At 28.1% G+C, this 14,798-nt stretch carries 15 protein-coding genes; 8 read left to right on the top strand and 7 right to left on the bottom strand.

Annotated features, from left to right (window positions below; genetic code table 11):
* From H9W90_RS08590 to H9W90_RS08580, 3 genes are read left to right on the top strand one after another with little or no spacing between them, the layout of a single operon-like run.
* Positions 1–864 (top strand): hypothetical protein, encoded by an 864-nt coding sequence (locus tag H9W90_RS08590; RefSeq protein WP_187481213.1) that lies wholly within the window; start codon positions 1–3, stop codon positions 862–864.
* Between the two features lie 7 nt (positions 865–871).
* A complete protein-coding gene (locus H9W90_RS08585; RefSeq protein WP_187481212.1) occupies positions 872–1,852 on the top strand; it encodes a polysaccharide deacetylase family protein in 981 nt (326 codons plus the stop codon).
* A complete protein-coding gene (locus H9W90_RS08580; RefSeq protein ID WP_187481211.1) occupies positions 1,852–2,955 on the top strand; it encodes a hypothetical protein in 1,104 nt (367 codons plus the stop codon). The genes H9W90_RS08585 and H9W90_RS08580 overlap by 1 nt, the downstream gene beginning before the upstream one ends.
* A 4-nt stretch (positions 2,956–2,959) precedes the next feature.
* Here the strand turns inward: H9W90_RS08580 and H9W90_RS08575 are convergent, their stop codons facing one another.
* The 3 genes from H9W90_RS08575 to H9W90_RS08565 are packed head-to-tail and all read right to left on the bottom strand — an operon-like array spanning position 2,960 to position 6,163.
* Entirely contained in the window at positions 2,960–3,772 is an 813-nt protein-coding gene (locus H9W90_RS08575; protein ID WP_187481210.1) for a class I SAM-dependent methyltransferase, read from the bottom strand.
* On the bottom strand, positions 3,765–5,024 hold the full coding sequence (locus H9W90_RS08570; protein ID WP_187481209.1) for an oligosaccharide flippase family protein: 1,260 nt from the start codon (positions 5,022–5,024) through the stop codon (positions 3,765–3,767). Before H9W90_RS08570 ends, H9W90_RS08575 begins: the two co-directional genes overlap by 8 nt.
* The gene (locus tag H9W90_RS08565) at positions 5,024–6,163 is read right to left on the bottom strand and encodes a glycosyltransferase family 4 protein (RefSeq protein WP_187481208.1); all 1,140 of its coding nucleotides are present in this window, start codon (positions 6,161–6,163) and stop codon (positions 5,024–5,026) included. Before H9W90_RS08565 ends, H9W90_RS08570 begins: the two co-directional genes overlap by 1 nt.
* A gap of 77 nt (positions 6,164–6,240) precedes the next feature.
* Between H9W90_RS08565 and H9W90_RS08560 the strand changes: the two genes are divergently transcribed.
* From H9W90_RS08560 to H9W90_RS08545, 4 genes are read left to right on the top strand one after another with little or no spacing between them, the layout of a single operon-like run.
* Entirely contained in the window at positions 6,241–6,924 is a 684-nt protein-coding gene (locus H9W90_RS08560; RefSeq protein WP_187481207.1) for a YjjG family noncanonical pyrimidine nucleotidase, read from the top strand.
* 33 nt (positions 6,925–6,957) lie between these two features.
* Positions 6,958–7,506: a hypothetical protein gene (locus H9W90_RS08555; RefSeq protein ID WP_187481206.1), complete on the top strand. Its 549-nt coding sequence runs from the start codon at positions 6,958–6,960 to the stop codon at positions 7,504–7,506.
* Positions 7,499–8,875, top strand: a complete 1,377-nt coding sequence (locus H9W90_RS08550; protein ID WP_187481205.1) for a DUF5723 family protein — start codon at positions 7,499–7,501, stop codon at positions 8,873–8,875. Before H9W90_RS08555 ends, H9W90_RS08550 begins: the two co-directional genes overlap by 8 nt.
* 3 nt (positions 8,876–8,878) lie before the next feature.
* The gene (locus H9W90_RS08545) at positions 8,879–9,706 is read left to right on the top strand and encodes a hypothetical protein (protein ID WP_187481204.1); all 828 of its coding nucleotides are present in this window, start codon (positions 8,879–8,881) and stop codon (positions 9,704–9,706) included.
* Here H9W90_RS08545 and H9W90_RS08540 read toward each other — a convergent pair.
* Positions 9,703–10,974, bottom strand: a complete 1,272-nt coding sequence (locus H9W90_RS08540; RefSeq protein ID WP_187481203.1) for a replication-associated recombination protein A — start codon at positions 10,972–10,974, stop codon at positions 9,703–9,705. The genes H9W90_RS08545 and H9W90_RS08540 overlap by 4 nt on opposite strands.
* A gap of 76 nt (positions 10,975–11,050) precedes the next feature.
* Here H9W90_RS08540 and H9W90_RS08535 point away from each other — a divergent pair, with 76 nt between their 5' ends.
* Positions 11,051–11,719 (top strand): rhomboid family intramembrane serine protease, encoded by a 669-nt coding sequence (locus H9W90_RS08535; RefSeq protein ID WP_187481202.1) that lies wholly within the window; start codon positions 11,051–11,053, stop codon positions 11,717–11,719.
* 6 nt (positions 11,720–11,725) lie between these two features.
* On the opposite strand, the gene rlmB is transcribed toward H9W90_RS08535, so the two are convergent.
* The 3 genes from rlmB to H9W90_RS08520 form a co-directional block, all read right to left on the bottom strand.
* Complete coding sequence (gene rlmB, locus H9W90_RS08530; RefSeq protein WP_187481201.1) at positions 11,726–12,469, bottom strand: 23S rRNA (guanosine(2251)-2'-O)-methyltransferase RlmB; 744 nt, start codon at positions 12,467–12,469, stop codon at positions 11,726–11,728.
* Between the two features lie 87 nt (positions 12,470–12,556).
* Positions 12,557–13,918, bottom strand: coding sequence for a hypothetical protein (locus H9W90_RS08525; RefSeq protein ID WP_187481200.1), 1,362 nt, complete (start codon positions 13,916–13,918; stop codon positions 12,557–12,559).
* Positions 13,919–13,924: 6 nt separating this feature from the next.
* The gene (locus tag H9W90_RS08520) at positions 13,925–14,791 is read right to left on the bottom strand and encodes a hypothetical protein (RefSeq protein ID WP_187481199.1); all 867 of its coding nucleotides are present in this window, start codon (positions 14,789–14,791) and stop codon (positions 13,925–13,927) included.
* Positions 14,792–14,798 lie beyond the last annotated feature (7 nt).

Genomic DNA, 14,798 nt, shown 5'->3' with positions numbered 1-14,798 from the left:
ATGATTACATACATTAAAAGGAACAGTTTAGATGTTACAAAATATGATGCTTGTATAGAAAATTCTCTACAAGTTAGAATCTATGCTTTTTCTTGGTATTTAGATTTGGTAGCAGAAAATTGGGATGTTTTAGTGTTGAATGATTATGAAGCTGTAATGCCCTTACCTTGGAAAAAGAAATATTTTTTAAAGTATGTTTCTCAACCTTATTTTTGCCAACAATTAGGTGTTTTTTCTAGGGAAATTATTTCTGAAGAATTACAAGAGAAAATGCTAAAAAGCATTCCTAAAAAGTATGTAAAAGTTTCTTTAAATTTTAATTCAGATAATTTTATACCTTCTAAGTCAAAGCCAAAAAACAATTATGTTTTAAATTTGAATGCTTCTTATGACACACTTTTTAAAACTTTTACTAAAAGGAGAAAACGCTCTATAAAAGCAGCAGATAAAAACAAATTACAGATTAAAGAAACCTCTATTTTAGAGCTAATTAAAATTAAAAAGGAGTTTTATAATCATATAAGTTTTCCAGAAAAAACAATTGAAAACTTAGCAAACCACGTAATAAATATTAACAAAGGATTTGTTATGGGTGTTTTTAAAGAAGAGGTTTTGTTAGGAGGTTGTTTGTTTCTAAAATCGAACAATAGAATTGTTTATTTATTCTCTTCCAATACAGCAGAAGGTAAAAAATTACAAGCATCTAGTTTTTTAATTAGTACTCTTATAGAACAACATGAAAATTCTAATTTTATTTTAGATTTTGAAGGTAGTAATATTCCAAATTTGGCTTCCTTTTTTGAAAGTTTTGGAGCAAGAAATGAAAGATATCATCACATAAATTTAATAAAATCTATTTCTTAATAAAACCATGAACTTTATTTTAGAAAACGTATTAAAAAGAATGATATCTGCATCTAACCAACGTGTGGTAATTCCTTTCTATCATAAAGTTTCTGATGCTAAACAAACCTTTGAAAAAGATTTGTACATACCAAGAAGAATCTTTGATTTTAAAAATGATATTGCAGTTTTAAGCAAATATTATAACGCTATTTCTATGCAAGAATTTATAGAAATTTCTAAATTAAAAGAGAAGCCAAAGAAAAATTATTTCCATATTACTTTTGATGATGGTTTGTCTAATTTCCATAAAATAGTTGCACCCATTCTATTAGAGAAAAAGATACCAGCTACTGTTTTTGTAAATTCAGATTTTGTAGATAATAAAGCCTTATTTTACAGATATAAAGCAAGTTTGTTATATCAAGTTTACGAGAAATCTTCAAAAAAAGAAAAAACAAAATTTTATGATTTTTTTGAAGGAGATAAGGCAATTAGAGAAAAACTATACGCTATCAATTTTAATAATAAGGAAGTTTTAGACAGTTTAGCAAACGAAATAAAGTATTCTTTTGATGAATATTTACAAACTGAAAAACCTTATTTATCATCAGCACAAATAGAAGAATTGATGGCAATGGGTTTTACAATTGGCGCACATTCTAAAAGTCATCCTTTGTATTCAGATATTTCTTTTGAAGCACAAATTAATCAGACAAAAGAATGTGTAGATTGGTTGGTTAAAAAGTTTCACTTAGATTATAAAGTATTTTCTTTTCCGTTTACAGATTTAGAGGTTTCTAAAGAGTTTTTTGCAACTTTATTGAACGAAAAAGTAATAGAAGCAAGTTTTGGAACGTCTGGAATAAAAAAAGATAAGTTCGATACTAATTTCCAAAGATTATTCTTTGAAATTGGAAACGAAAATGCAGAGAATTATTTGTTAAAAGAATATTTTAAATATTTTCTAAAAATACCTTTTCAGAAAAACACAATGCCAAGAAATTAATGATTTCAATACAAAAAATAACCGTTCAAGAGTTAGAAGACTTTGTCAGTTCTAGTGTTTATTTAGCATTAAAAGACAAACCTATTTCTAAACCTAGAGCAATTTCTTATGTAAACAATCCAAGAGCTAAAAAGAATGATGTTGTTTTGTATTTGGGTTTTCTAGAAGATGAATTGGTTTCTTACAGAACTATTTTACCTGACATTTTTTTTAATGAAAATAAACCAACTTCTTTTGGTTGGTTAAGTGGTAATTGGGTAGGAGAAAAACACCGTAGAAAAGGAATTTCTACGTTACTTTTTAAAGAGGTTTTAAAAGATTGGGAAGGCAAATTAATGTATACAAATTATGCAGAAGCCTCTAAATTGGTGTACGATAAAACAGACGAATTTTTACTTTTAAAAGAATTAAAAGGTACAAAATATTATAATCGTTTTTGTTTGGCAGATATTTTACCAACCAAAAATAAACTATTTGAAAAAACAAAAATGCTTTGGCAAGTTTTAGATGTAATTCTGAATGTATTTGTAGATTTTAAGAATCTATTTAGCTCATCAATAAAGAATAGATTTTCTGTAAAAGTGAATGAAAATAGCTCAACTTCAATTTTAGCATTTACAGACAATTTTACTAGTCAGAATTTATTTAGAAGAAGTGAGGAAGAGTTTAATTGGATACAGAAATATCCTTGGGTTTTAACAGATGAGGTTTCTAGAAAAGCATCAGAAGCTTATAACTTTTCATTGTATTCAAATAACTTTGAATCTAATTTTTATACAGTTTATAATGTTGCTAATAATCTGATTGGACGTATTTTAATAACAATTAGAGATGGGCATGTAAAAATACCTTATGCTTTTTTTCTTGAAGAAAATAGTAAAGAGATTGCAAGTTTTATAATAGATAAATGTAATAAGGAGAAAATAAAAACTATTGTTGTTTATAATCAGAAATTAGAGACAGAATTGAATGAACAACTATCATTTGTAACAAAAAAAGAGTTTTCCCAAAAATATTTTATCACAAAAAAACTAGAGAAATCTATTAAAAAAACATCAGAAATAACAATTCAATCTGGAGATGGAGATGTTGTTTTTACTTAATTCATCAATCTTTAATATCTTTTAAAGTTGCATTTATACTAAAAAACTTATTGGGTTTCACTGGGAAATTCCAAATAGAACTGTCTATTTTTTTGTTTGTATAAATTGCACAAAGTGTGTTGGAAACATGGTATAAATTATCTTGATACTCTTCTGGAATACCATCTAAAATCCCTGCTAAAACCTCTGGTCTCACTTTTTCTGGTTCATAAGCATAATCGTGCCAAATTACTATAGAATTTTCGTGCATTAAATGTTTAAAAACCTTTGCAGTATCATTTTTTACAAAATCGTATTTATGGTTTCCATCAATAAAAATTACATCGAATTTTTTATTTAATTTACCAAAATCATAAGTTAAAGAGTTTCCAAATAAATGAGTAATATTCTCTTTTTCTTTGGAATAAAATCCGTGTAAATCTGCATATTTTTTTGGCAAACCTAACTCTAAAATTTGCTCTTTAGATAAATTTAAAGTGTAACATTCTTTGGCATTTTCAGAAACATTTATAACGCTTTCTCCACGCCAAGTTCCTATTTCAAAATAAGAACAATCTTGTATTTGCTTACAAACACCAGCTAAAAGCATAATGTCTGTTGGTAGAGAACCACCACCTAAAAAAGAGAAGGTATTTAAAGAATAATCACTGTTTGGCAATAAGTCTTTAAAATCAATTGTAGGTAATTGTGTTTTTAATGGATGTTTTTTCTGAATAAAGCCATTCCATCTTTCATCACTGTCAATAATTAAGTTTATTAAACTAGGTTGTTTTAATACCAGTTTTAATGTTTTAAAAATTTTTTGAATCTTATTCATTATCATACATTTTTCGGTACAAATATAGAAACCAAATGGCAGAAAAGATACCTGTAAACCACATTAAAAATGCAGAAGTTATTGCTGCTCCTTTAATACCATAAATAGGTATTAAATAATAATTACTGATTACATTTATAAGAATTGCAATACTATTTATGTAATAATTTATTTCAATTTTCCCTATAGAAGACAGCAAGTTGCCAAATAAACCTCTAAAAATTAAAATTCCGCAAACGCCTAAAGATAAAATAAAAAAGCTGTCTGAATATTTAATAAGACTTTCATCAAATAAGCCCAGAGTTGCTTCAGAAAAAAAGTAAAAAAAGCCACAATATAAAATACTAACTGTTGTAAAAAGAGTCATATAGCTTTTCGTATAATTAAAAATATGTTTTTTGTCGCTAATTTTTTCGGTAAAAGAAACAAAATCGGCAGCAATAAACATTCGTGGTAAAAAAAGAATACTTAATGGTATAATTGAGATGTATTTATAAGCAGTTACCATTTCTGAATCGTTTAATAAATGTCCAATTAACAAAATATCTATAACAAATAATAAGTTTGTAACCACACTTGTTAATCCAGAATAAAAGCCATATTTCCAAAAAGAAAAATCGATAATACTTGGTTTTACTTTAAAAGAGAAGTTAATATTTAGCTTTTTAATGAAGAAAAAAGATGTAATTAATGGAGCAATTATTACGGCAGTTACGTAGCCGTTTTCTTTATAAAAATAACTTAAAACTAACACAAATAACACTAAAAATGTACTGTTAAGAATTTCTACATAAGAGAATAATTTGTTTTTATGTTGCAGTCTAAATTGAATTTTTATGATTTGCATTATAAAATCTGGAATTAATACAAGCGCCAAGAAAGCTAAATAAATGCCAGTTTTATCAAATTGAAATGGAAATAACAGTGCAAAAATAATTACAACTGTTACAATAAAAATAGAGATAAGAAGTCCCTTTTTAAAAACATAGGAAAATAAATTATTTTTTTCTTCTGTTGTTTTTAATAATGCCCCAAACCTTATTAAACTTTGGTGTAAACCCAGGCCAGAAAAAGGAATTAAGAAAGCAATAATATTATAAGCAAATAGCACAATACCCAATTCTTTATTTGGTATGAATTGAATTGCAAACCAAGACGCTAAAAAAGAAAATAGTCTAGAAATTAATGTGGCTAGAAAAACATGTCCGCCAGCTCTATTTAAGAAATTTTGTATGTACGATTTTACAAGCATTAAGAATTAAAATTTAAAGCTTTAAAATACAGTTCCGAAAACTGATTGGCAATTATTTCTTTTTTATAATTTTTGGCAACAAAAGCATGCATTTCTTCTTTATCAATGGTTTTGTTTAAGTTATACATTGTTAAGACTTCATTTAACAGTTTTTCTTCATCTTTTATTGGAATTATTCTGCAATAATCTGTCAGTTTTAATTCATTTAATATACCAGTATTTGTAGAAATTACTGGAACTCCACAAGAAATTGCTTCCACCATTACAACACCAAAAGTTTCATAATTACTAAAAGAGACAAAAAGATTAGAGCTCTGTAAGTGTGTAATTAATTTGTTGTGAGAAATATGATTTATGAATTCTATTTTTGCAGTTGAAAAATTTAGTTTATCTATTAATGGTTGATATTTTTCTTTACTTCCACCAATAAATTTCCATGTAAAATTATCGATATTTTTTTCTAACTGTTTTACAACTCTTAACATTCCAGAAATGTTTTTTTGTTTGTCTAAAAGATTAGAAACATGAATAATTGTATAGTTCTTTTCTTTGCTATTTGAAGGAATAAACAAAGAAGTATCTATTACATTTGGTACTACATTATAATTTCCTTTAATATTTAAACTTTCCATTTGTTCTTTTAAACTATTGCTAACAGGACATAAAAAAGAGGCTTCTTTTGCAATTTTTCTAGAAATTATTTTCTCCAAAAAATTAATTTTTTTAGATAGAAGAAAATGATAACCAGTCCAATGTTCCGAAATTATAAAAGGTTTTTTTTGAAACCATTTTAAGTGCAAAGCAAAAATACCAAAAGGGTATATTTCGTTTAAGTGAACAAAATCAAAAGGCTTTATTTTTTTTAGTAATTTAAAGTAGGCTTTCCAAAAAAGAGTTAATTTTAAAATAACATTGCTTGTATTTTTAATATAGGCAATATGCGTTTCAATTCCGTTTATTTCTTCGGAAGTTATTTCAATTGTATCAGAACAATTTTCATCAGAAACAATGTGTAAGATAGAAATCTTGTGTTTTAGAGCAACAGCTTCTGCATGTCTTTGAATAAAATCTCCATTATTAGGATAAACCCTAGAAGGATACCAACCGCATAAAAAAAGAATGTGTAGTTTTTTATTCAAAAAAATAATTTTAAAAAGGTTTCAACAAATATAACGAGTAAAACAGTTTTTTATTTAATAATTTCTATTTTTAGCAAATGAATATAAAACATGTCTTTTTTGATTTAGATCACACGCTTTGGGATTTCGAAAAAAACTCTGAATTAGCTTTTCAAAAAGTGTTTTTGGCTAACAATATTTCTGTTGAATTACCAGCCTTTTTGAAAGTATATAAACCATTAAATAAAAAATATTGGAAATTATACAGAGAAGAAAAAGTAACTAAAGAAGCATTAAGGTATGGCAGGTTAAAAAATACTTTTGATGCCATAAATTATACCGTTTCAGACGATTTAATAAACTTAATTGCAATTGAATACATAGCTACTTTAGCAGATTTTAACCACCTTTTCGATGGTACTTTCGAACTTTTAGATTATTTAAAAGATAAATATAAGTTGCACATTATAACAAATGGTTTCGAAGAAATACAACGTAAAAAAATGATAAACTCTAAAATTCATCATTATTTTGATAACATTATTACGTCTGATTCTGTTGGAGTAAAGAAACCAAATCCTAAAGTTTTTAACTTTGCATTGGAAGTTTCTAAAGCTAAAAAAGAACAATCTATTATGATTGGAGATAGTTTAGAAGCAGATATCCTAGGAGCTTTAGATGTTGGTTTAGATGCAATTCATTGCAATTTTGAAGAATCAAAAAAAGAAACTTCTAAAATTAAAACCGTTTTTTCATTATTAGAAATAAAACAATATCTTTAGCCAGTTAAACGTTTAATAATCAAACTAAATTAAATGATTACCCCCAAAAAAATCTTTACATTTTTTTCTATACTATTTTTTATCTCTTGTGCAGATAATTTAGATTTCGACCAAATCAATGATTACAATGCTACCCCAGTTATTACATCTTCGTTAGCATACTTTACAATTTTACCTAGCCAATTTTTTGACGCTACAGGAACTCCTTCGAATTCAGAAATAATTGATGAATCTGAAATTAGGATTTTTGACAATGACTTTGTTAAAGACAAGGTGGTGAAAATTGATTTTAATGTAGAGATTAAAAATGAATTTGATAGAAGTTTTTCAATTCAAATAGATTTTTTAAATGATAATAGAGTAATTACACACCGTTTAAACGAATTAAATATAAATGCAAATGATTTGGCATTTAAAGATTTGCAAACGGTAGAAATTAGTTCTAATCTTAATATTAAAAATACAACAAGAATTAGAATAACTATAAAGATAGAAAACTCTGCTACTCCCATAAACCCTGCAGATACTAGCGAGTTTGAGTTTAAATCTTCAGCAACAATTTATTTAGATACAGATGCATAAAGTTATAAAAGTTGTTGTTTTCTTATTTGCTTTTTGTGCAATCAAATCTTTTTCACAAAACAAACAAGTGTTGTATGGTTTTGCTGAATTACCACAAACATTATTGTTAAATCCAGGAGCAGAAACTAATTTTAAATACCATGTAGGAGTACCTTTACTATCTGGTTTTTCTGGAGAATTTGGTTCTACGGGTTTTGTTATTAGAGATGTTTTTGATGCTGATAATAGACCTATAAATGACAAGATTTCTGATGTTTTAAACAAATTAGATGTTAGAGATTATATGAAGTTTAACTCTCAAATAGAAATTTTAAGTGGCGGTTTTAGGTTAGATGATAACACCTATTTTAGTTTTGGTTTTTATGAAGAAATAGATGGTATTGCTTATTTTCCCAAAGATCCTTTAACATTAATTACAGAAGGAAATTCGGCTTATTTAAATAGGAGTTTTAATTTATCGCAAATTTTATACAAAGTAGATGCTTTTGGTGTGCTTCATTTTGGAGCTTCAAGAAAGATAAATGAAAAATTAACAATAGGAGGTAGGTTTAAAATTTATTCATCTGCATTTAATGTACAATCCTCTAATAATTCTGGAACTTTTAGAACAGAACAAGGTTCAGATAATATTTATAGACATTATTTAGATAATATAGATATTAACCTACAAACCTCTGGTTTGGTAGAAAATGACGAAATAATTAAAGATCCTGGAACATATTTAGGAAACACTTTTTTAGGAGCTAATTCTGGTTTAGGATTAGATTTTGGATTTACTTATCATGCTTCACCTCAATTAGAATTTACAGGTAGTATAATAGATTTAGGTTTTATTAATCATAAGAAAAATATAAAAAATTCTACTGCCAAAGGAAGCTATGTTTTTGAAGGTATAGAGTTTGAATATGACCCTAACAATCCTACCAATTATTGGGCAGAATTAGACGAAGATTTTAAAGAGAAGTTACCTATGGGAGATAATGAAGACTCTTATATTTCTTGGAGACCCACAAAAATAAACGCCTCATTAAAATATAGTTATGGAGAAAGAAGAAGTAAGTATTGTTACGATAATACTTACAAAGATTTTTATACAGATGCTTTAGGTGTTCAATTATATACAGTTTTTAGACCCTTAAATCCACAATTGGCATTAACTGGTTTTTATGAAAAAGCTTTCTCGGAAAAGTTTCGCGCTAAATTAACGTATACAATAGATGATTATTCATTCTATAATCTAGGAGCAGGAATTTCTGCACAAATTGGTAAAATTAATTTTTATGGAATGGTAGATAATATTGTTGAATTTAGCGATATTGCATCTGCAAATAATATTTCTCTTCAATTGGGAATAAATGTAATATTTTAAAAGATGATAAAAAAAGCAACAACCATATTTATTTTTTTAATAGCAATTTCTTTAAACAGTCAACAAAAGAAAATAAACAATTATAAGTATATAATTGTGCCAGAGAAATTCGATTTTCTTAAGCATATAAACCAATATGAAACAAGTTCTTTAACAAAATTTTTGTTAAAAAAAAACGGTTTAACAGTTTTTATAAGCAATGAAACACTTCCAGAAGATTTAATGAAAAACAGATGTCTTGGATTAACTGCAAATGTTATAGATGATTCTGGGATGTTTACAGTAAAAAATATAATACAACTTAAAGATTGTAATAATAATGTTATTTACACATCTAAAGTAGGTAAAAGTAAAGAGAAAGATTATAAAAAAGGGTACCATGAAGCTATTAGAAATGCTCATGCTTCTATGGATGATATACAATATTCATACAAACCTTTAGAAGAGAGTTCTATTAAGAAAGAAGAAGAAGTTGTTAAACAAGAAATTATTGTTCCTGTAAAAAAAGTTTTACCAGTTAAAAAAGAGATTCCTGTAAAAATTGTTAACGGAATAAATACAGTTATCCCAGACCCAATTACTAAAGATAATTCAATTAAAACTGACATAAAATTTAATACAAAAGTTTTGTATGCTCAAGCCATCGAAAATGGTTTTCAGTTAGTAAATACAAAACCAGCATTGGTTTTTAAAGTTTTAAAGACTAAGGTTAAAGATGTTTTTATTATAAAAGATAAAAACGGAATTCTGTATAAAAACGAAGATGTCTGGATAGCAGAATATTATAACAATACTACATTAGTTGTAGAGAAATACCAGATTAAATTTTAATATTTATACCTATTTTTCCATCTGTTTTTTAAAATTTCTCTAAACTGATTTTCTCTCGCGTTTTCTCCAGGTTCATAGAGTTTGGTACCAGAAATTTCTTCAGGTAAAAACTCTTGTTCCGCAAAGTTGTTTGGGTAATTATGAGAATAGAGATAGTTTTTACCATACTCTAAATCTTTCATTAATTTAGTAGGCGCATTTCTTAAGTGAAGAGGAACAGATAAATCTCCAGTTTTTTGTACTAAACTTTGTGCTTCTCCAATTGCCAAGTATGAGGCATTACTCTTTGCTGAATTAGCCATGTAAACCGCACATTGACTCAATATAATTCTTGACTCTGGGTTTCCAATTACAGAAACAGCTTGAAAGGTATTGTTAGCTAAAATTAATGCGGTTGGGTTTGCGTTACCAATATCTTCGGAAGCTAATATTAGCATTCTTCTTGCAATAAATTTTACATCTTCTCCTCCTTCAATCATTCTTGCAAGCCAATAAACGGCTGCATTTGGATCACTTCCACGAATCGATTTTATAAATGCGGAAATAATATCATAATGTTGCTCGCCAGTTTTGTCATACCTAACTGTATTTTTTTGAACTTTTTCTAAAACAAGTTTGTTAGTTATTTCTATTTCATCATCTGTAGAAACTAATAATTCAAAAATATTTAAAAGCTTTCTTGCATCACCACCAGAAACCTGCATAAGTGCTTCCGTTTCTTTTAAAGATATTTTTTTTGTTGATAAAAATTCATCTTTTTCCATTGCTCTGTGCAGCAGTGCCACTAAATCGTTTTTATCAAAAGAATTTAAAATATAAACCTGACAACGAGAAATCAGGGCAGGAATTACTTCAAAACTAGGGTTTTCTGTAGTTGCACCAATTAAAGTTACCCAACCTTTTTCTACTGCGCCTAGTAAAGAATCTTGTTGAGATTTACTAAATCTATGAATTTCATCAATAAACAAAATTGGGTTTTTTGCAGTAAACAATCCGCCACTTTTTTTTGCTTTTTCAATTACTTCTCTAACATCTTTAACACCAGAACTTATGGCACTTAAAGTGTAAAAAGGTCTTTTAGATTCGGTTGCAATAATATTAGCTAATGTGGTTTTACCAATACCTGGAGGTCCCCATAATATTAAAGAAGGTATAATTCCTTGTTTTATTAGATTTGTTAAAACCCCATTTTTACCAACTAAATGTTGCTGACTAATATAATCGTCTAGTGTTTTAGGTCTAATTCTTTCTGCCAAAGGTTCATTCATTCAGTAAAAATAATAAACATTTCTGACAGATATTGTAAAAATAGTGTTTGGTTAGATTTTTGTTATTTTTATGTTGATGAATGAAGAGAATCAATTAAAAATATCGAAATCAATTTTTTTAATTCCAACCTTATATGTTTTTGGTATTTGGTTTATTTATTGGGTAGAAATAACTTTTGGTTTTAATTTTAATAAGTTTGGGGTTTATCCTAGAACTTTAGAAGGTTTTAGAGGCGTTTTTTTAACACATTTTATACATAGCAATACAAGTCATCTTTTTAGTAATTCTATTCCTTTATTTGTGCTTTTAAGTAGTCTTTTTTATTTTTATAAGGATGTAGCTTATAAAGTCTTACTTTTTGGTGGTTTTTTTACTGGTTTTATAACTTGGGTTATTGCTAGAGAATCTTATCATATCGGAGCAAGTGGTATTGTGTATTTACTCTTTAGCTTTATCTTTTTTAGCGGGATTATAAGAAAGCATTTTCGTTTGGTGGCATTATCATTAATAATAATTTTTCTTTACGGAAGTATGATTTGGTATGTTTTACCAATAAAAGAAGGTATGTCTTGGGAAGGGCATTTATCTGGTTTTATAACAGGGTTAATTTTTGCAATTATATATAGGAATAAAGGCCTTGTTAAAAAACAACACGAATTTAATCAAACAGAATTCGATTTATTATTTGATGAAGATGGTAATTTTTCTCCACCAAAAGTAGAGGAGGAGATTGAAGAAATTTAACTATTATTATCCTAATCTTTGTCTTACAGTTTCATATAAGAAAGCTCCACAGGCAACAGAAACATTTAAAGAGGCAATTTCACCTAACAAAGGTAATTTAGCTTTATAATCTACCATTTTAAGAATTGATGGGTTTACACCTCTGTGTTCAGAACCCATAATAATTGCTATTGGTTGATTAAAATTAATGTCATAAACAGAATCTTCTGTTTTTTCAGTTGCAGCTACAGTTTTTATATCTACTGCTTGTAATTGAAATAAAGCATCTTTAATGTGATCTACTTTACAGATTGGCATCTTAAAAGCTGCACCAGCAGAGGTTTTAATAGTTTCTGCATTTACGGGAGCACTTCCGTTTTTTTGTATAATAATTCCGTTAACTCCAGTACATTCTGCAGTTCTTATAATTGCTCCAAAATTACGTACATCAGAAAGTTGATCTAACAATAGAAATAATGGAGATTTGCCACTTTCTAATGTTTCTTCTATTAATGTTTCTAAATCACAAAAATCTATTGGAGAAATTTGAGCAACTGCACCTTGATGATTACTGTTTTTAGATAATCTATTTAATTTTTCTACAGGAACAATACTTGTAGTAAGTTTTTTCTCTTTTATTAATTTGTCTAGTTGGTAATAAAGCTCTCCCCTTAAACCTTTTTGTAGGTATACTTTGTTAATTGTAGAACCACTCTCAATAGCTTCAATAATAGCTCTAATTCCAAAAATATTTGTCATTTCTTCTGTCATAGTGCAAAGGTATGTTAAATATGGAAATATAATGCAAAAAAAACCACCTCTAAAAGAGGTGGTTTAAATATATTTAAAAATATTTTATTAGTAACTGAATGTACCGTTAAAATCTTTTTTAGATAATTTTTTTCTAGATTTAGATAAATTAATTAATTCATCCATAGACATAGATTTTGCATCTCTACTTCTAGCATAATCATCAGTTCTAGTATAAATGTAATCGATATCATCTAATCCAGCACCATCTGAAGAAAACTTTAATTGTACGTAATGAGTAATTGTACCTGCATCAAAGTCATAAAAACCTGGTAACTCAAATGGGATACCAAATATACTACCTCCGTAGTTAGACCAGTATGTTGGTTCTCCTGCAGTAATAACAGAAGGAACATTAGGCATTACATCTAATTCATCTGCAACTGTAGGGTTAATTACAATTGGTAATGATTGAGGTTCATCAGTTAAACCTAAATTAACAAAACCGCTAAATAAGTTAATACCCACTAATGTATGACCAGTTGCGTCAGATGCATCTGCAGTAATTTCATAAGAACCTGTAGCTGGTAAAAATGCACCAGGGTTACCAGTATTTAAACCTGAATAAAAACCATTTAAAGCACCATAAAATACAGTAGAATAGTCATATTGACCTGGCATTAAACTTGCTTTTTCAGCAATAGAAAAATCTCTTGTATAGAAATAATATGCAAATTGTGCTAATTCAGCAACGTTTTTTCCAGACTTGTCTTGAAAAGTTCCATCTGCCCAAGTAACAACTATTGCATCATCTGGAGAAAAAGTTCCATGGTCTGCAATTGTTACAGTAGTACCATTAGTAGAGAAATTAGAAGCTCCATTTACAGTAATAGTTCTACCACCAAAGAAACCTTGGAAAGTTACATCTCCACCTTTATAAAATACAGGCTCGCTAAAAGCTAAAGTAATTGTTCCAAATGGACTGTTAGTACCAGGTGTAACGTTATGAGCTGGAGTAGTATCATCTCTAACAAATTCTGGTGCAACTGTATCAGTTGTCGTTACATTAGTTTTAATTACAGAAGAAGCAATACCATCTACACTCGTCATAACAGAGTATATAGAGTAATCATAAGCTCCATAAACATTTGTATCCATTGTATAAGTCCAAGCTGTACCTGATGTTAAGTCTGCTTTAGCAGTAACTATAGCACCAGAATTACGTCTAATGATTGCTTCTGCATCTGGTGCAGGTTCACTAGATAAATCTATTGCATAATACAAAACACCGTCACCTTGAGATATATAATTTACATCAAAGCTAGTATCGGTTACATTCCCCGTAGCAACAGAAAGATCTGGAGAAGGAGCATATACCTTTGGAGTATAATCTACTTCATCTTCTTGACAAGAAACTAGCAAAATTGCTAATGTGAAGTAATAAATTAGGTTTTTAAATTTTATTTTCATAATAAATTAATTTTTTGTTAATGTTTCTGTGAAAGATCTTAATACTGCTCCATTTTGGTATAAGTTATAACTTATAGTTAAAGTTTCTGAACATGATACGTATTGACCAGTTCCTTCTAAACTATATGGTGCTTGTGGATCTCCATTCCAAGTAGTGTTACATAAAGGCTGTAAATCAATTGTCATAGCACCAGTAACTGGGTCTACTTTAGCTATTACAGGGAAACTATCTACAACAACTTCATCCCAATAACCTGTATCAGTCATCCATCCATAAGATAAACCTTCAATTAATAAATTTGTTCCATCAAAAGAAGTTGTTACTAAACTTTCGTTTGGTCCAGCTTGAGATCCAGGAACGTTATCTGTTCCTGAAAAAGTAGAAGTACCAAGTTCTTCAACAGTAAAAGCACAATCATCATCTTCAAAAGTTACTGTAAATGTTTTTCCATTTGCGTCTGGACCAGGTAATCCTAATGAAGATCCATCAGATGCAGAAGTTAAAGTGATTTTTATTATTTTATCACCATCTTCATCAAAGTTGTCTACAGGAACAAGTTCAATAGTATCAACATATTTACCAGCTCCAAAGTTGAATTGAGATTTACCTCCTACAACTGTGTAGTCTGCGCTTGTTCCTTGTTCAGTAACAAGTTCAAAGTCAACATTAATATCACTTTGAATATTTCCAACTGAAGCATAAGCAGTAACCACTATTGAACTTTGTGAACTTTCTAATGCTGATTGAGAATAAGTGGTTCCAAAGGAGATAAAATTATCTCCAGAGTATACATTTTTATCCTCATCTTCACATGATGTAAAGACAATTACTGATAAAAATAATACTATTATTTTAAAAAAATTATTTTTCATTTTGTTA

It is taken from the genome of Polaribacter pectinis (genome assembly GCF_014352875.1).
GTDB lineage: Bacteria > Bacteroidota > Bacteroidia > Flavobacteriales > Flavobacteriaceae > Polaribacter > Polaribacter pectinis.
Note: the sequence above shows the minus strand (reverse complement) of the source record. Positions and strands in the feature narration are given on the sequence as shown.

What these genes read in the sequence shown, in the direction of transcription:
- H9W90_RS08575 (WP_187481210.1), bottom strand. Translation starts at nt 3,772, where the DNA reads ATGAATAAGATTCAAAAAATTTTTAAAACATTAAAACTGGTATTAAAA.
- H9W90_RS08585 (WP_187481212.1), top strand. Translation starts at nt 872, where the DNA reads ATGAACTTTATTTTAGAAAACGTATTAAAAAGAATGATATCTGCATCT.
- H9W90_RS08590 (WP_187481213.1), top strand. Translation starts at nt 1, where the DNA reads ATGATTACATACATTAAAAGGAACAGTTTAGATGTTACAAAATATGAT.
- H9W90_RS08525 (WP_187481200.1), bottom strand. Translation starts at nt 13,918, where the DNA reads ATGAAAATAAAATTTAAAAACCTAATTTATTACTTCACATTAGCAATT.
- H9W90_RS08535 (WP_187481202.1), top strand. Translation starts at nt 11,051, where the DNA reads ATGAATGAAGAGAATCAATTAAAAATATCGAAATCAATTTTTTTAATT.
- H9W90_RS08550 (WP_187481205.1), top strand. Translation starts at nt 7,499, where the DNA reads ATGCATAAAGTTATAAAAGTTGTTGTTTTCTTATTTGCTTTTTGTGCA.
- H9W90_RS08555 (WP_187481206.1), top strand. Translation starts at nt 6,958, where the DNA reads ATGATTACCCCCAAAAAAATCTTTACATTTTTTTCTATACTATTTTTT.
- H9W90_RS08540 (WP_187481203.1), bottom strand. Translation starts at nt 10,974, where the DNA reads ATGAATGAACCTTTGGCAGAAAGAATTAGACCTAAAACACTAGACGAT.
- H9W90_RS08560 (WP_187481207.1), top strand. Translation starts at nt 6,241, where the DNA reads ATGAATATAAAACATGTCTTTTTTGATTTAGATCACACGCTTTGGGAT.
- H9W90_RS08520 (WP_187481199.1), bottom strand. Translation starts at nt 14,791, where the DNA reads ATGAAAAATAATTTTTTTAAAATAATAGTATTATTTTTATCAGTAATT.
- H9W90_RS08570 (WP_187481209.1), bottom strand. Translation starts at nt 5,024, where the DNA reads ATGCTTGTAAAATCGTACATACAAAATTTCTTAAATAGAGCTGGCGGA.
- H9W90_RS08580 (WP_187481211.1), top strand. Translation starts at nt 1,852, where the DNA reads ATGATTTCAATACAAAAAATAACCGTTCAAGAGTTAGAAGACTTTGTC.
- rlmB (WP_187481201.1), bottom strand. Translation starts at nt 12,469, where the DNA reads ATGACAGAAGAAATGACAAATATTTTTGGAATTAGAGCTATTATTGAA.
- H9W90_RS08545 (WP_187481204.1), top strand. Translation starts at nt 8,879, where the DNA reads ATGATAAAAAAAGCAACAACCATATTTATTTTTTTAATAGCAATTTCT.